Source organism: Flavobacterium sp. UBA7682 (genome assembly GCF_002482945.1).
Lineage (GTDB): Bacteria > Bacteroidota > Bacteroidia > Flavobacteriales > Flavobacteriaceae > Flavobacterium.
This window is the reverse complement of record NZ_DLGY01000045.1, coordinates 51,653-69,870: the sequence shown is the minus strand read 5'-3', so window position 1 is coordinate 69,870 and position 18,218 is coordinate 51,653. Positions and strand designations below refer to the sequence as shown.

Below are 18,218 nucleotides of genomic sequence, written 5' to 3'. Positions count from 1 at the left end.
TTTTAACTATAATCCTTCACCCCAATTTTTTAACTCGTCTTCGCTCCACAATTCAGGGAAAAATATTCGGCGTTGGTATTTGGGATGCATGTATTTTTTCCAATCGCTTCCGCCGGTGGCTTCGCCAGAACCTTGACCGCTTTCAATATATTTTTTGGCGGCATTTAAATGACCCATCACCCAAGTGATGTTTACCGTGTAATCATAATGACGCATAGCATTCACTAAAGCTGCGTCTTTTTGGTCTTCAAGAGGAAGTTGTTTGAATTTTTGCCAAATATTAATGGTGTTGTATTCTTCCATATATCGAAGAAACTCTTCGCGGTATTTTCTTTCGAATTCTAAAATCAGATAGGATTTCTCTCCGGTTTTGTGGTCTTTCCCGGCGGCTTGCCAATACAAATGTTCCAGAGCATGAGAATAAGGTGTATTTCGGTCGATGTCAGCTCTGAAACGATAATCAATTAGGTTGATTAAATCGGTTGAGGAGAATTCTATCATTCTGTATTGTGCACTTTGGAATCCGCTGGCAGGCGTCAAAGTGTTTCTGAATTTCATATATTGTTCCACTTCCATTCCGTCTCCCATAATGTCAAAAGAAGTGGTTAGCATATCAAAATACCTACTGATTCTACGTAACTTTTCGGTAAAAAAAGCAGTTTTTGGTTGGTCGGTATGACACAATTGGTCAATTTCCCAAAGGATCATTTTGAATAATAATTCGTTGACTTGATGGTACATGATAAAAACCATTTCGTCGGGCAAAACGGTTCTTTGGGTTTGCAAATTTAATAAAGCGTCAGTTTGAATATAATCCCAATAGGTGATGGGTTTTGACCAAAGTAATCCTTCAAGATGGGTTTCTGTTTTTTGATTTATAGCCTCAAACTTTTGTTCTAATGCTTCTAATGTTGAGTTGTAGTTGGTTGTTTTGTTGTTCATTATTTTTTTGATTTAACCATAAAAGGACTTTTTAATCCTTTGAAGCCGTCTAAATCTGCTTTTATGGAACCAACGGCTAAACTGGCTTTAATTCGCAAAGGTATTTTATTTTCGTCATCTGATATCCAAACGGTAAGACTTTCTTCTTCTTTAAACACTCTTCCCGATTGCACTAATGGTCTAAACACCATGGTTGCTGCGGTTCCGAATTTAGTTTTTAACTGTTCTCTTCCTGTAAATTTCAACTTGAATTTAAAAACTTCGTCATCAAAAAACATGTCAACAACAATAGATTCACCTACTTTTAATTTGTCAATATTGGGATGGTTTCTCAAGTAGTAAAAGGTAGATAAGATGTCTTGAACGTTTTCAGTGACAGCAAATGTTTTTTCGGTGTTGTTTTTGTAATTTTTCACCAAAACTTTATTGGTTGCCTGATTAAAAAAACCCTCCTGATTTTTGGTATAACCACCTTCATCAATCTTTCTCACGAATTGATAAGGTTTGTTAGTAACTTTATCAAAATAACTCTCATATGTATCATCTACTTTGAAGAAAAAACGTGACATACCGACAGTATAACCTTTGCCAATAACGTGATATACTTTTTTGTTTTCTTTTACAGCTTCTTTTACTTCCATGGTTGCAAAACCGGCATTGATAAAACCATAGTGAATTCGAAACTTGAACCATTCGCCGGTATCATAGGCTTCAGGTTTTTGAGCTTCAAAACTTACAGTGATAAAAAGCAATAATAAGAATAGGAATTTTTTCATTTTTCTATGGATTTTCTACTGTAAGTGCAATATCCGTTCCAAAAGTACCAAAACAAAAAAACCCAATCAAATTAATGACTGAGTTTTTATGCTATTAACCAACCAAAAAACTATAAATTATGAAAATTTATCCAAAACTTGAGGAAACCACTCCCCTGTTTTGTCCTGCAAAGATAAATCAACACGTTGCATTATTACAAGCTAAAAGTCAACTTTAACAATAATTTAATAAAATATGGTCTTTTTTAAGGGTTGTTTTTAAATTATATTTAACAAAATTTAAATATTACAGTGTTCCTCGCAACATTTGCTCTCTTTCTATCGATTCAAATAAAGCTTTGAAATTACCCGCGCCAAATCCTCTGGCGCCCATTCTTTGAATAATCTCAAAAAATAAGGTTGGTCGGTCTTCAACCGGTCTGGTGAAAATTTGCAATAGGTAACCTTCTTCATCCGCATCAATCATAATTCCTAGTTTTTGAAGTTCGTTAATGTCTTCTTTGAACTTACTCATGTGGTCTTTCAATCTTTCAGGAATAGCATCGTAATAAGCTTGAGGCGGAGTGGTTAAGAATTCAATTCCTCTGGCGCGCATATCCGCAACGGTCGTGATAATATCGTCGGTGGCTACCGCTATATGTTGTACGCCCGGACCTTCATAAAAGTCTAGATATTCTTCAATTTGCGAACGTTTTTTTCCTTCGGCCGGTTCATTGATTGGGAATTTGATTCTTCCGTTACCGTTGCTCATTACTTTCGACATTAGCGCCGAATATTCCGTAGTGATTTGCTTGTCGTCAAAAGATAAGAAGTTTACAAATCCCATCACGTCTTCATACCATTTTACCCAAGTGTTCATTTCGTTCCAACCTACATTTCCAACCATGTGGTCAACGTATTTTAGTCCAACCGGTTTCGGATTGTAATCGGATTTCCATTCTTTATATCCCGGTAGGAATGCACCATTGTAATTTTTGCGTTCCACAAACATGTGAACTGTTTCGCCATAAGTGTAAATTCCGGCACGAACTACTTCTCCGTGTTCGTCTTTTTCTACGGTTGGTTCCATGAAAACTCTGGCGCCACGCTTAGTAGTTTCTTCGAAAGCAGAACGGGCGTCTTCCACCCATAAAGCTACTACTTTAACTCCATCGCCATGTTTTTTTACATGTTCTCCGATTGGTGAATCGCTGTTTAAGGCAGTTGTAAGGACCAAACGAATTTTGTCTTGTTTTAAAACGTAAGACGCTCTGTCTCTCATTCCGGTTTCTAATCCAGCATAGGCATGGGATTGAAAACCAAATGCGGTTTTGTAAAAATGGGCGGCTTGCTTAGCATTACCCACATAAAATTCTACATAATCGGTTCCTAAAAGCGGTAGAAAATCCTGTGCGCCTTCAAATATTTTTTCCAGTCCGTATTCAACGGATTTTATTTCTTTTGACATAATATAATATATTTAAAGGGAATGTCATTCCCCAAAAGTTGTGTTTATTTTTTTACTCTAACCAAGATTGGAAATACTTGTCATCGGCAATTTTCATAGCTTCTTCGGTTACCATTAAAGGTTTGAAAGTGTCTACCATTACGGCCAATTCTTGTGTTTCTGTTTTTCCGATACTTCTTTCTACTGCTCCCGGATGCGGTCCGTGTGGAATTCCGGCAGGATGTAAGGAAATATGTCCGGCTTCAATATCATTTCTGCTCATAAAATCACCGTCGACATAATACAAAACTTCATCGGAATCGATGTTGCTGTGGTTGTAAGGCGCCGGAATAGCATCCGGATGGTAATCGTATAAACGTGGCACAAAAGAGCAAACCACAAATGCATCAGTTTCAAATGTTTGATGAACCGGTGGTGGTTGGTGAATTCTTCCGGTTATTGGTTCGAAGTCGTGAATTGAAAAGGCATAAGGATAATTATAACCGTCATAACCTACTACATCAAAAGGATGCGTGGCGTATACCATATCGAATATTTCGTCTTTCTTTTTGACTTTGATTACAAATTCGCCTTTTTCGTCATGCGTTTCTAATTCATACGGACGACGAATGTCACGTTCACAGAAAGGAGAATGTTCTAATAATTGTCCGAACCAATTTCTATATCGTTTTGGGGTGTAAATTGGTCGGTGAGATTCAACGATAAACAAACGGTTGTCTTCGGTATCAAAATCGATTTTGTAAATGATACCGCGTGGAATCAACAGGTAATCACCGTATTTGAAATCGAGATTTCCCAACATGGTTCTTAATTTCCCGCTACCGCGATGGATGAAAAGCAATTCGTCTGAATCGGTATTTTTATAAAAATAATCTTTGGTTGACTGTTTTGGCGCTGCCAAAGCAATATGACAATCGGAATTGGTCAACACAATTTTTCGGCTTTCCAAAAAGTCGTTTTCCGGGTTTACTTGAAATCCGCGAAGGCGATAAGATTGAATGTTATTGGCTTTTGAAATTTTGGGCGCAACGCTGTATTGGTTTCTGATTTCTTTGACTTGTGTTGGTCGGTGTTCGTGATAAGAGTTGGTAGACATTCCGTCAAAACCGACGGTACCGAACAATTGTTCGTAGTACAAATCTCCGTTAGGTTTGCGGAAAATGGTATGTCTTTTGGGTGGAATATTTCCTAATTTGTGATATAATGGCATAAATTTAATGGTTTAATTAAACAATTTGAAAATGTAGCAATTGGTAAATTGTTACATTGAATAATTGATATGCTGCATCAACTCACTCAGGATTTCTCTTGATGAGGAATTTTAAATGCGCTAATAAATTATCCCATTTTTTCATTCATACAAATATCGGAAAAATATAAACGCTGAAAATGATAATTGTCAATTTTTATAAAAGCAAAAAAGGATTAAAGAGTTTTGAATGGCTCTCTAATCCTTTTTGGTAAAATGATATAATAAAATTATTCCTGTTTATTCGGATTGTTTAGCTTACTTCTCTTTTTACTGTAACCAAAGTAAATTATGAAACCTAATGCCAACCAACCTAAAAGTCTTAACCAGTTTGTCCAACCTAATCCATAAATCATAGCTAAACAAACGATAATGCCTAAAATGGGCACAAAAGGCACAAAAGGCGTTTTGAATTCGCGCTTCATGTTTGGTTCAGTTTTTCTCAAAACAATTACAGAAACACACACTAAAATAAAGGCAAATAAAGTTCCGATACTGGTCATGTCACCTACAATATCACCGGGAACAAAGGCAGCAAAAAGGCCAACAATAATTAAAATGGCTAAGTTGGCTTTGTATGGCGTTTTGTATTTTGGATGTACTTCACTAAAGGCTTTTGGCAACAAACCATCTTTACCCATTGAGTAAAAAACTCGGGATTGGCCTAATAACATTACCAAAATTACAGAAGAAAATCCTGCCAAAATAGCCACAGTAACAAGCTGTGCTAACCATTCGTAGCCAAACATGTATTTTTGAATTGCAAATGAAACTGAAGCTTCTTTTCCACCGGTTCTAAAATCTTCAACGGTTGCCACTCCTGTTAAAACGTGTGCAAATAGGATATATAAAACAGTACAAATAGCTAATGACCCTAAAATACCAATTGGCATATCGCGTTTTGGATTTTTGGTTTCTTGAGCTGCTGTACTTACGGCGTCAAATCCGATAAAAGCAAAGAAAACAGTTCCTGCTGCACCTAGAATTCCCATAATACCACCATAATTATGGCCAATACCATGTTCGTCTGTAAAGATGCCTGGCTCCGGAATATATGGTGTGTGATTGGCGTCATCAATAAAACTCCAACCAAAAACAATAATCATTACTACAATAGCTACTTTAACCACTACAATGATTCCGTTTACAAAAGCAGATTCTTGTGTGCCTTTAATTAAAAGTAAACTGATAGCCGCTACAATAAATAAAGCAGGCAAATTGATGATTCCGTTAACACCATCTAAAGAAGTTTGGAAAGGCGAATGACAAAATTCATACGGAATTGGGCTCACATGGAGCACATTGACCAGTAGATTATTAAGATATTCACTCCAAGCAATACCAACAGTAGCAGCGCCAACAGCATATTCTAAAATCAAATCCCATCCGATAATCCAAGCAAGGAATTCACCCATGGTTGCATAAGTATAAGTATAAGCACTTCCGGCAATAGGAATAGAAGAGGACAATTCAGCATAACATAATCCGGCTAAAGCACATCCGATAGCGGCTACAATAAAACCAATTGTTACTGATGGCCCGGCATTTTGAGCTGCAGCTGTGGCAGTTCTAACAAACAGACCAGCGCCTATAATAGCTCCAATTCCCAAGGCAACCAAAGACCATGCGGTTAAGGTTCTTTTTAATCCTTTTTCAGACTCTGACGCTTCTGCTAATAACAGCGCCATAGGTTTTCTTTTCCAAATCGACATAAATAGTTAGTTTAGTTAAAAGTTTTTCAAATATAGTTTTTTATGAATTATCTACTGCAAAAAAATAGTTTTTAAGGTTAATTTCAGCATTAGAACCAAAATCCAACACTGATGAAGGTAAATCCTTTAGTCAACTCGGGAGACCAAGAGTATTTTACTTCAACCGGTCCGATTACAGATTCTAAGGCATAGCCAATGGCGTAACCGTTATAGGTTGGTTTCGAAAGCCAATTGCCGGTTCTGAACAAATCATCTTCCACATTGGCAAAGTTGGCGGCAAAATTGACGTGGTTTTTTTTAAAAAACTCATAATCAAAAGTGATGCACGACTTAATATAACTATCGGCGGAAAGACTTAAAAAATCGTAACCATAGAAGTGCTTAAAGTTATTGATGGTATTATAACCGTAACCACCCAATACAAAATCAAAGAAATGAACACTGTCATTTCCAAAGACAAAGCCTAAATCAGATTGCAATTTTACTGTGGCTTTTTTGTAAAATGTTTTGACAATGCCTATTTCTCCCTTAGCAATCGAGTAACGGTTAAATTCTCTTGTATAATCAGAAGAATACAGAAAAGATTGGACGTCACCTGAGAAAAACCAACCTTTTTTAGGAAATAGTTTGTTGTCAAAAGAATCATATTTGGCATACCCAAATACACTAGCATAAGAACTTTTTTCAAAAGTTGGATTGACCTCACTTAAGTTGTCAGTTCGAATTTTCAAATATTTCCATTCGACACCGGCGCCAATTAAAAATTTTTGAATAAAAACCGTTTGCATATAAGCTTGATTGGTGAAGTCTGAAAAGTCCATATTGATGCTGTTTAAGCCCAATTGATTCAGGATTTCACCATTTCTAAAATCAGTTTCTACATTGCGATTGAATTGATTGTATCTTGATTTGATGCCAAAACTCCAATAAAAACCATTGTCGATATAGTAATCCAGATTATACCGAATGTTATCACCAAGACCAATATCCAGAGATACTACATCGTTCTTAAAGAGTGATTTCTTTTGCGTAATATTAGTCAAAAGGGCGCTTTTGTACAAACCGTCGTAATGCAAGCCGAATTTCAAAAAAGTTTTGGTTGGATTTTCGGTTAGGCTTAATTTCAATTCATCAGCTCCTTGATAAGGTTCGATAGTGTAACTGATTCTACTGAAGTTTTGGGTAGCATTGATGTTATTCACACCGGTTTTCAAATCGTCATAACTGATTTTTGTCCCGTTTTTAAAACGCAATTTCCCAAGAATATAAGCTCTGGTATAATTGTCCAATTTGTTGAGGCTGATACTTTTAATAAACAAAGAGTCTTGCTTAACACTGTGATTGTTGAGTTTATAAGTTTGGGTTGAATCGGCCAAACGTTTGATTTTGTCAATCTCGAATAGGGCTGCAATTTCTCCTTTTTTAATAATCTCTCTTCCATCATCAAAGGAAATTACGCCATAGTTGGAAATATCGGGTTTGATATAAATATCCGTAATTCTCTTTTTTTCGTTCATGCTTTTAATCATGTCCAAATTGGTGATTTGTACCAGAATTCGAGTCGCATCTTTCAACGCATCTCGATTCTTCAAATCGTCCTGAACATCGACACCTATGATAATATCGGCGCCCATTTTTCGGACTTCTTCTGCCGGATAATTATTGACCACACCGCCGTCAATAAGTAACTTACCATCGATTTCTACAGGAGAAAATAAGGAAGGAAATGCCGAACTTGCCAATAAGGCTTGCGCCAAATAACCTTCTTTCAATATTATGGCTTCACCGGTTTCGATGTCGGTGGCTACACACAAAAACGGAATGGGTAATTTGCTGAAATCGCTAACATGTCTAACGTTGTGGATCAATTTTGACAATAAATTATAATTGTACATTCCTTTGGAAAGCGCTATTGGAATTCCGATTTTGAATTTGTGAAAAGGTAACGAAATCGCATACATTTCATCGTTTCGCTTTTCGTAAAAGCTCTTGGAAGAACGCGGAATATAATCTTGTAATAATTCGTCGAAATCGGTATTGTAAAAGATAGAGTCAATTTGCGTAGCGCTATAACCTGAAGCATATAAACCGCCAACAACCGCACCCATACTGGTTCCGCCGATGTAATCTATTTTAATGCCGTTTTCCTCTAAAACTTTCAACACACCAATATGAGCAAATCCTTTGGCGCCACCACCACTAAGTACCAAGCCAATTTTTGGTCTTTTGGTTTTGGTTGAATCTTGTGCTTTTAAGGCAATTGGCAATAGTAAAAAAGCAATTGGCAATAGGCAGTAGGCAACAGAAAGAGTTTTTTTAACGATAATGTTTCGCTTTTGGCAGGCGACTAATGGCTTTTGGCTAATGGCTAATGGCTCTTTATACATTATTGTTCTTTTTGGTAAAATTCGGAAATTTTTTTGGCTTTTGACACACCTACAACGGCTGATATTTCTTTTTCAGTGGCTAATTTCAATCTTTTAACACTTTTAAAATGTTTTATTAATGTTAACATGGTTTTTTCACCAATGCCGGGAATAGTTTCAATGGTGGTTTGCAAAGCCGATTTACTGCGTTTGTCTCGATGGTGCGTAATCCCGAATCGATGCGCTTCGTTGCGCAAATGTTGGATGATTTTGAGTGTTTCACTTTTTTTATCCAAATACAACGGCACTGAATCGCCGGGATAAAACAACTCTTCCAATCTTTTGGCAATGCCGATGATGGCGATTTTTCCTCGCAAACCTAAATCGTCTATACTTTTCAATGCTGAAGACAATTGCCCTTTTCCACCGTCAATGATGATGAGTTGTGGTAACGATTGGTTTTCGTCGAGTAGGCGTTTGTATCTGCGATAAACGACTTCTTCCATCGAAGCAAAGTCATTCGGACCTTCAACGGTTTTGATATTGAAATGGCGATAGTCTTTTTTGCTTGGCTTTCCGTCTTTAAAAACCACACAGGCCGAAACGGGATTTGTTCCTTGAATATTCGAATTATCAAAACATTCTATATGTCGAGGTTCAGTCGAAAGGCGTAAATCTTTTTGCATTTGCGCCATAATTCGGTTGGTATGGCGTTCCGGATCTACAATTTGAATTTGCTTGAGTTGTTCCAAACGTTGGTATTTTGCATTGCGTTGCGACAGTTCTAATATTTGTTTTTTATCGCCGAGTTGTGGCACGGTAACTTTTATTGTAGCGCCAAAATCCAATTCAAAAGGCAAAATAATTTCCCTAGTGGTCAAATGAAAACGTTCTCTGAGTTCAACTACAGCAAGCTCTAACAATTCTTCGTCGCTTTCGTCTAATTTCTTTTTGAGCTCCAGAGTATGTGACCGAATGATTGCGCCGTGTGCTATTTGAAGGAAATTGACATACGCCATTGTTTCATCTGAAACGATTGAAAAAACATCTACATTCGAAATTTTTGGGTTTAAAATCGTGGAACGCGATTGGTAATTTTCTAAAACTTCTATTTTTTCTTTGATTTTTTGAGCGGCTTCGAACTTCATTTCGGCAGCCAATTCTTGCATCAGTCTTTTGAAATCGCGCAAACTGTCTTTGAAATTGCCTTTTAGGATTTCACGGATGGCATCGACTTGCTTTTGGTAATGTTCCAATGTTTCATAACCTTCACACGGCCCTTTGCAATTGCCGATATGGTATTCCAAACACACTTTGTATTTGCCCGATTTGATATTGGCATCGTTTAAATCGTAATTGCAAGTTCGCAACGGATACAATTCTTTGATTAAATCTAAAATCGTATTGACCGTTTTGAAATTGGTATACGGACCAAAATATTCCGAGCCGTCTTTGACCATTCTTCGCGTTGGGAATATTCTTGAAAACGGTTCTTTTTTGATGCAAATCCAAGGATAGGTTTTGTCATCTTTGAGTAATACGTTATAACGAGGTTGTAGTTTTTTGATGAGGTTGTTTTCCAGCAAAAGGGCATCGGCTTCTGAGGAAACGACGATGTGTTTGATTTCTACAATCTTTTTGACCAACACATTTGTTTTGGCGTTATCGTGGAGTTTGTTGAAATAAGAAGTAACTCTTTTTTTTAGGTTTTTGGCTTTGCCAACATATAGAATTTTTGCGTCTTTATCATAATATTGATACACACCCGGACTATCCGGCAAGGTTTGCAATTGTAGTTCTATAGAAGGGATTTCCATAAAAACAAAGTTAACGGAAATCTCCATAAAAGCAAGAGACGAAAAGCCTAACATTTATCATGTTTTTTGAGGAGACTAAGCCTTAGTTTTGATAAAAATTTTAGGTATGAAATTCTGGAAGAAACTCACCAACGACCGAAGAAAGGATCGTATTGAAAAGGCATTGCGGTCTAATGTCAATTTTTCAAAAGACATTTCATTAGGATATCCTGCATCAAAATTAGACAGCAGAGTATTTAATGACGACGCACCATTTTTAAAAGATGCGCTTATTTTGCAAACTTATGTGGCAAATCCGAACAATATCGGTTGTCACACTTTTGGCACTTCTGAAAAGGCATTTAGCGGAACGCACGACATAGAACGAGAAGTTTTAGACGTTATTGCGGTTGATATTTTTAAAGCCGAAATAGATTCTTTTGACGGTTATATTTCGCCCGGCGGAACCGAAGCTAATATTCAAGCGATTTGGATGTTTCGCAATTATTTCATCAATAATTTTGAAGCAAAAGGAGAAGAGATTGCTATAATTTCTTCAGAAGATACCCATTATTCAATCCCGAAAGCTTCTAACGTGTTACAATTGGATTGGCTAAAAATCCCGGTAGATTTTGACACGCGTTCAATTGATAGAAATGTATTGGACCAAATGGTTCTTACTGCTCAAAAAGAAGGGAAAAAATATTTCATTGCGGTTTCCAATATGGGAACCACCATGTTTGGCTCAGTTGACAATCCGGAAGATTATATTGAAGTTTTTGATAGACATCATTTACAGTATAAATTGCATATTGACGGAGCTTACGGTGGTTTTGTTTATCCGTTCAGCAATCAGGAATCGGTGATTAATTTTAGCAATCCGAAGATTAGTTCCATCACTATTGATGCGCATAAAATGTTACAAGCACCCTACGGAACCGGTGTTTTTATTTGCCGAAAAGGCTATATCGAAAACGTGCTGACCAAAGAAGCCGAATACGTAGAAGGTATGGATTTAACATTATGCGGAAGTCGAAGCGGAGCTAATGCTGTGGCGGTTTGGATGATACTATTCACTTATGGACCCAACGGTTGGTTTGAGAAAGTTAGTGTCTTGCAAATGCGTACACAATTTTTGTGTAACCAATTGGACGCGATGAATATTCAGTATTTCCGTGAGCCATTTATGAATATAGTGACGATTAAAGCGGAGTATATTCCCGAAAAAATAGCCGAAAAATACGATTTAGTGCCACAACAACATGACGGCAACAACAAGTGGTACAAAATTGTGTTGATGGATCATGTAGAAGTAGAACATTTGACTACTTTTATAGAAGATTTGACGGTTATTAATTATGCTTAAAAAAGACTTACGCAAAAAATACAAAGAACTTCGCCAGCGATTATCTCAAGAAGAATTGGAAGATAAAAGTTTGGCGATTGCCAATCGGTTGTTGCAATTAGATGTTTGGGACAACACTTATTTTCATTTGTTTCTGACTATTGAAGAACAAAAGGAAATCGATACCGAGTTTGTGTTGCAAATTTTAGCGGGAAAAGACAAAGAAATTGTGGTCGCTAAAAGCAATTTTGAAACACTCGAAATGACCAACTATTTGTTAACAGACAATACCAAGTTTCAAAAAAACGAGTATAATATTTATGAACCCGTTGATGGAATAGAAGTGCCCACTTCAAAAATTGACGTGGTTTTTGTGCCGCTTTTGGCTTATGATGCAAAGGGAAATCGAGTAGGTTATGGCAAAGGATTTTACGATAATTTTTTGTCTCAATGCAAAGAAGATGTGGTTAAAATAGGTTTGTCGTTCTTTGAACCAGAAGATTCAATAGAAGATGTTTCGGTAATTGATATTCGTTTGGATTATTGTATAACGCCTATGACTCTGTATAGTTTTCGATAGCCGTTTTTTTGGCGAAAGCCTTTTTGTTGAAAACGATTAAAATACCAACACCGGTTGAAATCGCCATATCGGCTATGTTGAAAATGGCATTGAAGAATTTGAAAGGTTGTCCGCCCCAAATGGGTAACCAATCCGGAAAGTGTCCTTCGATAATCGGGAAGTATAGCATGTCGACTACTTTTCCATGAAACCAAGTGCCATAAGGTTGGTCAGAGAACATGGTTGATAAATGGCCGTAGCTGTCATCAAAAATAACACCGTAGAAAACAGAATCGATTATATTTCCGGCAGCACCTGCAAATATCAAAGCAATGGCAACCATTAAATATCTTGAACTGTGTTTGGTACTGGCATCATACAACCAATATCCAATTCCGAAAACTGCTAAAATTCTGAAAAGCGTTAGAAATAATTTACCGTATTCTCCCGGAATTTTTGTTCCCCATGCCATCCCTTCGTTTTCAATCAGCAATATTTTAAACCAATTGGTGATGTCAATTTGACCCGCTTCACCATAAACAAAATTGGTTTTGATATAAATCTTGGTAAATTGATCGATCAATAAAATAACAGCGATGATTAAAATGGAATTGCGTAATGACATTCTTCGGGTTTTATTGGCGCAAAAATAACAATATTATTACATAAAAAACATAATATTTTTTTAGTTATAAATCTCATACTATACATTTTACAAATGGTAACAAAAGAATCGTTAATTTTACTCTTGGAAGCAACCAAATCTGTTTTTTAGCATCCACAAGAAAACAGTAACCAATAAAACTATTGATATGAAAAAATCTTATTTACTCCTCCTTTTCTTTTTTTCAATTTTCGCAGTCTCTTGTGACAATGACGACAATGCTGAATTGGCAAAATTCGCAGTTCCAACAGTAAAATCTTTAGCCGACATCAGAGCTGATGTATCAGTTACAGCGGCAAGACAAACCCAATCGGACGGAAAAATTTATGTAACAGAAGATTATCTTTTTTACATTGCTCAAGAATCAGGCGTTCACATATTTAATAATACCAATCCGGCTTCTCCGGTGAATATTGCCTTTATCAATTTGGATGGTGTTCATAATATTTCTGTAAAAGGGAATTACCTCTATGCTGACAATTTTGTGGATTTGTTGGTTTTTGATATTTCTAATATCCAAAATATTACTTTGGTTAGAACCATTGAAAATAGTATTGCTTTTTCCCCAACTTTTCCCCAAGAGGCTGAGTTTTATGATTACACCGTTTATCCGACAGGCGACGAAATCATCACCGGGTTTGACATTCAAATGAGAAACAGACCGGAAGGCGAATTTATAACTTTAGCAAATGATGCTTTGGCTTCCTTTGAAAGTGCTAATGGTGGGAATATTGGCACCGGAGGTTCTTATGCACGTTTTCAAATTAATGGCGATGCGCTTTACACGATTGATGCTTATAAGTTGAATGTTTTCAATATAGCCAATCCGGTTAATGCTTTTTTTGACAAAGAAGTTTATATGACCCAATGGTTTGGCGGTGGTGTATTTGAAACTTTATTCATCCAAAAAGAAATTTTATTTGTTGGTTCTACCACCGGAATGTATACCGTTGATGCGGAAGATGAATTTAATCCCTTTTTTGTTTCCGGATTTTCGCATGCTACGGCTTGTGATCCTGTAGTCGTTTATGGAAATACGGCTTATATTACAGTTCGAGGAGGTTCTTCTTGTGGTGCCATTGACGATCAAATTAACGTAATTGATGTGACCGATATTGCTGCTCCAACTTTGCTTTCTACGTATTTACTTGATGAACCTTATGGTTTGGGAATTAAAAACGGCGTTTTGTATGTAGGTTGCGGAAACAATGGTTTAAAGGTTTTTAATGCTGTCAATAGCGCTAATCTTACTTTAGAAAACACGTATCCAATCAATGTAAAAGACATTATTCCATTGGACAGTCATTTGATTGTGGTTGGTAATAATCACATAACCCAATACAGTTACGGTCCGAATTTCACTTTGACGCCGATAAGCGAAATAGATTTATAATTAAAAAAGCCCCGATTTATCGGGGCTTTTTTATACTTGGTAAAGTATTATCTATTATCGTTGTAAATTTTTAGCTTCTATACTCATAGTGGCGTGAGGAACTATTTTCAATCTTTCTTTTGAAATCAGCTTACCGGTTACTTTGCAAACACCGTAAGTTTTGTTTTCCACACGGAAAAGCGCATTTTTTAAATCGCGAATAAACTTCTCTTGGCGAATTGCTAATTGAGAGTTGGCTTCTTTTGACATGGTTTCGCTTCCTTCTTCGAAAGCTTTAAACGTAGGCGATGTGTCATCAGTACCGTTGTTTAAATCATTCATATAGGCGCTTTTTATCAAGTCTAAATCGGCTTTTGCTTTTTCAATTTTCGCTAAAATAATTTCTTTGAACTCTGCTAAATCAGCATCTGAGTATCTTAATTTTTCTTCTACCATAATCTTTCGTAATTATTTAGAAATTAATATTCTTGTTTTTATCTCGTCAAACTCTATCTCAGTACCATTGGAAACTTCATTGTCTAAAACTAAGGTTTCGGTTAACGTTTCTGATTTGATATAGTTTTCGTTTTCTTGTATGGCTTTCGCCAATATATCATTATGTTGTAAATGAACTTTTATTTTGTCGGTCACTTCAAATCCGCTGTCTTTTCTAAGGTTTTGGATTCGGTTAACCAATTCTCTGGCGATACCTTCGTTTTTCAATTCTTCGGTAAGCGTAATATCTAGCGCAACAGTTATGCCATTTGCATTGGCTACCAACCAACCCGGAATGTCTTGGGAAGAAATCTCTACGTCTTCTAAGGATAAAATTATACTTTTTCCTGAAATAACAAGCGTTAACTCACCTTTAATGTCTAATTCATTAATTTGTTCCGCTGTAAAACTTTGTATCTCTTTGGAAATCAAACCCATGTCTTTACCAAAACGCGGACCGAGTGTTTTGAAATTCGGCTTGATTTGCTTCACCAAAACCCCAGACGCATCGTCTAAAAGTTCGATTTCTTTGACGTTTACTTCGGCTTTTATCAGGTCGGAAACGGCCTCGATTTCAGCACGTTGATGCTCGTCAAGTATTGGTATCATTACCTTTTGCAAAGGCTGACGCACTTTTATCATTTCCTTTTTACGGAGTGATAAAACGAGTGATGAAATCGTCTGTGCTTTCATCATTTTGCTTTCAAGTGATTTATCAACAAAGTTTTCAACCGAATTTGGAAATTTCGCCAAATGTACTGACTCAAATTCCTCTGTATGTGTTGCCTGCGTTAAATCTCTGTAAAGTTTGTCCATAAAGAATGGTGCGATGGGTGCTGACAGTTTTGCTACGTTCAACAAACAAGTATACAAGGTTTGGTAAGCGGCAATTTTATCAGTTCCGTATTCGCCTTTCCAGAATCTTCTTCTGCACAAACGAACATACCAGTTGCTCAAATTCTCTTGAACAAAGTCGGAAATAGCTCTTGCAGCTTTGGTTGGTTCATAATCGGCGTAAGCTTCATCTACGACTTTAATCAACGTATGCAATTCGGATAAAATCCAACGATCAATTTCAGGTCTTTCGTTTAATGGAATTTCCGCTTCCGCGTATTTGAATCCGTCAATGTTCGCATACAAACTAAAGAACGAATAAGTATTATATAGCGTTCCGAAGAATTTACGGCGTACTTCAGCAACGCCTTCGATATCAAATTTTAAGTTGTCCCAAGGATTCGCATTCGCAATCATGTACCAACGCGTTGCATCCGGACCATATTCTGCTAAGGTTGTAAATGGATCAACAGCATTACCTAAACGTTTGGACATTTTTTGTCCGTTTTTGTCTAGTACCAAACCGTTCGACACTACATTTTTGTAGGCAATTTTATCAAAAACCAACGTTCCGATAGCGTGTAAAGTATAAAACCAACCACGAGTTTGATCAACACCTTCGGCGATGAAATCGGCTGGAAAATCTTTGTTTTCGTCAATTTTATCTTTGTTCTCGAAAGGATAATGCCATTGTGCATAAGGCATCGCGCCCGAATCAAACCAAACATCAATTAAATCGCTTTCGCGTTTCATCGGCTTGCCTGACGGAGAAACTAAGGTGATATTATCAACTACATTTTTATGCAAGTCCACTAAATTATAGTTTTCCTCGCTCATGTTGCCCACTTCAAAACCTTTGAAAGGATTTGTAGTTTCCACTCCGGCTTTTATCGCTTTTTCGATTTCGTTGTATAGTTCTTCTACCGAACCGATAAGCACTTCTTCCTGTTTGTCTTCGGTTCTCCAAATTGGCAATGGAATGCCCCAATATCTTGAACGTGATAAGTTCCAATCGTTGGCATTTTTCAACCAATTCCCGAAACGACCTTCGCCGGTGGCTTTTGGCTTCCAGTTGATGGTGTCGTTCAAATCAAACATTCTGTCTTTGACATCGGTTACTTTGATGAACCAAGAATCTAACGGATAATATAACAACGGTTCGTCGGTTCTCCAACTGTGCGGATAACTGTGAACGTATTTTTCTACTTTAAAAGCTTTGTTTTCTTCTTTTAATTGGATGGCAATTTCGACATCGGCTGAACGTTCCGGAGCTTCATGGGCTTCGTAGTATTCGTTCTTTACATATTTCCCGGAATATCCGCCCAAACCTTGGATGAATTTCCCTTGTAAATCAACAAGCGGTACAGGATTTCCGATTTCGTCTAAAACCAACATTGGCGGTACTTCAGGCGTTGCTTCTTTGGCGACTTTGGCATCATCGGCACCAAAAGTCGGCGCGGTGTGAACGATTCCGGTTCCGTCTTCGGTAGTTACGAAATCTCCTGAAATTACTCTAAAAGCATTTTCAGCATTTTGATATGGTAAAACCAATGGCATTAACTGTTCGTAACGGATATCGACTAAAGTTGCACCTTTACATTCGGTTAAAATTTGGTATGGTATTTTTTTATCTTCGGCTTTGTAATTGGCAAAATCACTGTCGTTTTCAGCAACCACGAATTTCCCGGTGAATTGTTTTCCGACTAAATTTTTAGCCAAAATAACATTTACCGGTTCGAAAGTATATTGGTTAAAGGTTTTCACCAAAACATAATCTATTTTTGGCCCGACAGTCAAAGCCGTGTTACTTGGCAACGTCCATGGCGTGGTCGTCCAAGCCAATATGTGGATGTCACCAAACCCTTGAAGGAAGTTGGGTAAGGTTTCGTTTTTTGTTTTGAACTGCGCTACAACCGTTGTATCGGTAACATCTCTATAACTTCCCGGTTGGTTTACTTCGTGTGAAGATAATCCGGTTCCGGCTTTTGGAGAATAGGGCTGAATCGTGTAGCCTTTGTATAATAAACCTTTATCATAGATTTGTTTCAAAAGCCACCAAACGCTTTCCATGTATTTGGATTTGTAAGTCACATACGGATCTTCCATATCAACCCAATAGCCCATTTTTTCGGTTAAGTCGTTCCAAACGTCAGTGTAACGCATAACAGTTTTTTTACATGCTTCGTTGTATTCTTCGATGGAAATGGTTTTTCCGATATCTTCTTTTGTGATGCCTAATTCTTTTTCGGTGCCTAGTTCAACAGGCAAACCATGTGTGTCCCAACCTGCTTTTCGCTTCACTTGGAAACCTTTTTGAGTTTTATAACGACAAAAAATATCTTTTATCGCACGTGCCATTACGTGGTGAATTCCGGGTAAGCCATTCGCAGACGGCGGTCCTTCAAAAAACACATAAGGCGTGGCACCTTCACGTGAAGTTACACTTTGCTCAAAGACGTTATTTTTTTTCCAAAAATCAAGAACTTCAGAGGCTACGGTTGGTAGGTCAAGTCCTTTGTATTCAGTAAACTTAGTACTCATTTTTGTCGTTTTCTTAAATCAGTTTGCGAAAGTAAGGAATTTTGATAAAAGAGAATAGAAAATAGAGAAAAGAGAATAGACTTTTGCTGAAAATTAAGAAAGACTTGTGATTTTTTAAAC

13 protein-coding genes are annotated in these 18,218 nt (G+C 37.1%); 3 read left to right on the top strand and 10 right to left on the bottom strand.

What is annotated here, in order from left to right:
• Window positions 1-6 precede the first annotated feature (6 nt).
• The 7 genes from B3C16_RS13280 to uvrC form a co-directional block, all read right to left on the bottom strand.
• Window positions 7-942: a tryptophan 2,3-dioxygenase family protein gene (locus tag B3C16_RS13280; protein ID WP_121312053.1), complete on the bottom strand. Its 936-nt coding sequence runs from the start codon at window positions 940-942 to the stop codon at window positions 7-9.
• Window positions 942-1,718, bottom strand: coding sequence for a DUF3108 domain-containing protein (locus B3C16_RS13275; RefSeq protein ID WP_121312052.1), 777 nt, complete (start codon window positions 1,716-1,718; stop codon window positions 942-944). Before B3C16_RS13275 ends, B3C16_RS13280 begins: the two co-directional genes overlap by 1 nt.
• A gap of 286 nt (window positions 1,719-2,004) precedes the next feature.
• Entirely contained in the window at window positions 2,005-3,165 is a 1,161-nt protein-coding gene (gene hppD, locus B3C16_RS13270; RefSeq protein ID WP_291132532.1) for a 4-hydroxyphenylpyruvate dioxygenase, read from the bottom strand.
• A gap of 52 nt (window positions 3,166-3,217) precedes the next feature.
• Window positions 3,218-4,375, bottom strand: coding sequence for a homogentisate 1,2-dioxygenase (locus B3C16_RS13265; protein ID WP_291132530.1), 1,158 nt, complete (start codon window positions 4,373-4,375; stop codon window positions 3,218-3,220).
• Window positions 4,376-4,644: 269 nt separating this feature from the next.
• On the bottom strand, window positions 4,645-6,126 hold the full coding sequence (locus tag B3C16_RS13260; protein WP_291132528.1) for an amino acid permease: 1,482 nt from the start codon (window positions 6,124-6,126) through the stop codon (window positions 4,645-4,647).
• Between the two features lie 89 nt (window positions 6,127-6,215).
• Window positions 6,216-8,513, bottom strand: a complete 2,298-nt coding sequence (locus tag B3C16_RS13255) for a patatin-like phospholipase family protein (RefSeq protein WP_291132526.1) — start codon at window positions 8,511-8,513, stop codon at window positions 6,216-6,218.
• Window positions 8,513-10,309 carry an excinuclease ABC subunit UvrC gene (uvrC, locus tag B3C16_RS13250; RefSeq protein WP_291132524.1) on the bottom strand — a complete coding sequence of 599 codons (1,797 nt, stop codon included), beginning with the start codon at window positions 10,307-10,309 and terminating at the stop codon, window positions 8,513-8,515. Before uvrC ends, B3C16_RS13255 begins: the two co-directional genes overlap by 1 nt.
• 106 nt (window positions 10,310-10,415) lie before the next feature.
• Between uvrC and B3C16_RS13245 the strand changes: the two genes are divergently transcribed.
• Together B3C16_RS13245 and B3C16_RS13240 are read left to right on the top strand one after the other, a co-directional pair.
• Entirely contained in the window at window positions 10,416-11,654 is a 1,239-nt protein-coding gene (locus B3C16_RS13245) for a pyridoxal-dependent decarboxylase (RefSeq protein ID WP_121312047.1), read from the top strand.
• Entirely contained in the window at window positions 11,647-12,213 is a 567-nt protein-coding gene (locus B3C16_RS13240) for a 5-formyltetrahydrofolate cyclo-ligase (RefSeq protein ID WP_121312046.1), read from the top strand. The genes B3C16_RS13245 and B3C16_RS13240 overlap by 8 nt, the downstream gene beginning before the upstream one ends.
• On the opposite strand, the gene B3C16_RS13235 is transcribed toward B3C16_RS13240, so the two are convergent.
• A complete protein-coding gene (locus B3C16_RS13235; RefSeq protein WP_121312045.1) occupies window positions 12,188-12,817 on the bottom strand; it encodes a lipoprotein signal peptidase in 630 nt (209 codons plus the stop codon). The genes B3C16_RS13240 and B3C16_RS13235 overlap by 26 nt on opposite strands.
• Window positions 12,818-13,004: 187 nt before the next feature.
• Between B3C16_RS13235 and B3C16_RS13230 the strand changes: the two genes are divergently transcribed.
• Window positions 13,005-14,249, top strand: a complete 1,245-nt coding sequence (locus B3C16_RS13230) for an LVIVD repeat-containing protein (RefSeq protein ID WP_291132521.1) — start codon at window positions 13,005-13,007, stop codon at window positions 14,247-14,249.
• Between the two features lie 54 nt (window positions 14,250-14,303).
• Here the strand turns inward: B3C16_RS13230 and B3C16_RS13225 are convergent, their stop codons facing one another.
• Both B3C16_RS13225 and ileS read right to left on the bottom strand, forming a co-directional pair.
• Window positions 14,304-14,684, bottom strand: coding sequence for a TraR/DksA family transcriptional regulator (locus tag B3C16_RS13225; RefSeq protein WP_121312043.1), 381 nt, complete (start codon window positions 14,682-14,684; stop codon window positions 14,304-14,306).
• A gap of 12 nt (window positions 14,685-14,696) precedes the next feature.
• Window positions 14,697-18,098: an isoleucine--tRNA ligase gene (ileS, locus tag B3C16_RS13220; RefSeq protein WP_291132518.1), complete on the bottom strand. Its 3,402-nt coding sequence runs from the start codon at window positions 18,096-18,098 to the stop codon at window positions 14,697-14,699.
• Between the last annotated feature and the right edge of the window lie 120 nt (window positions 18,099-18,218).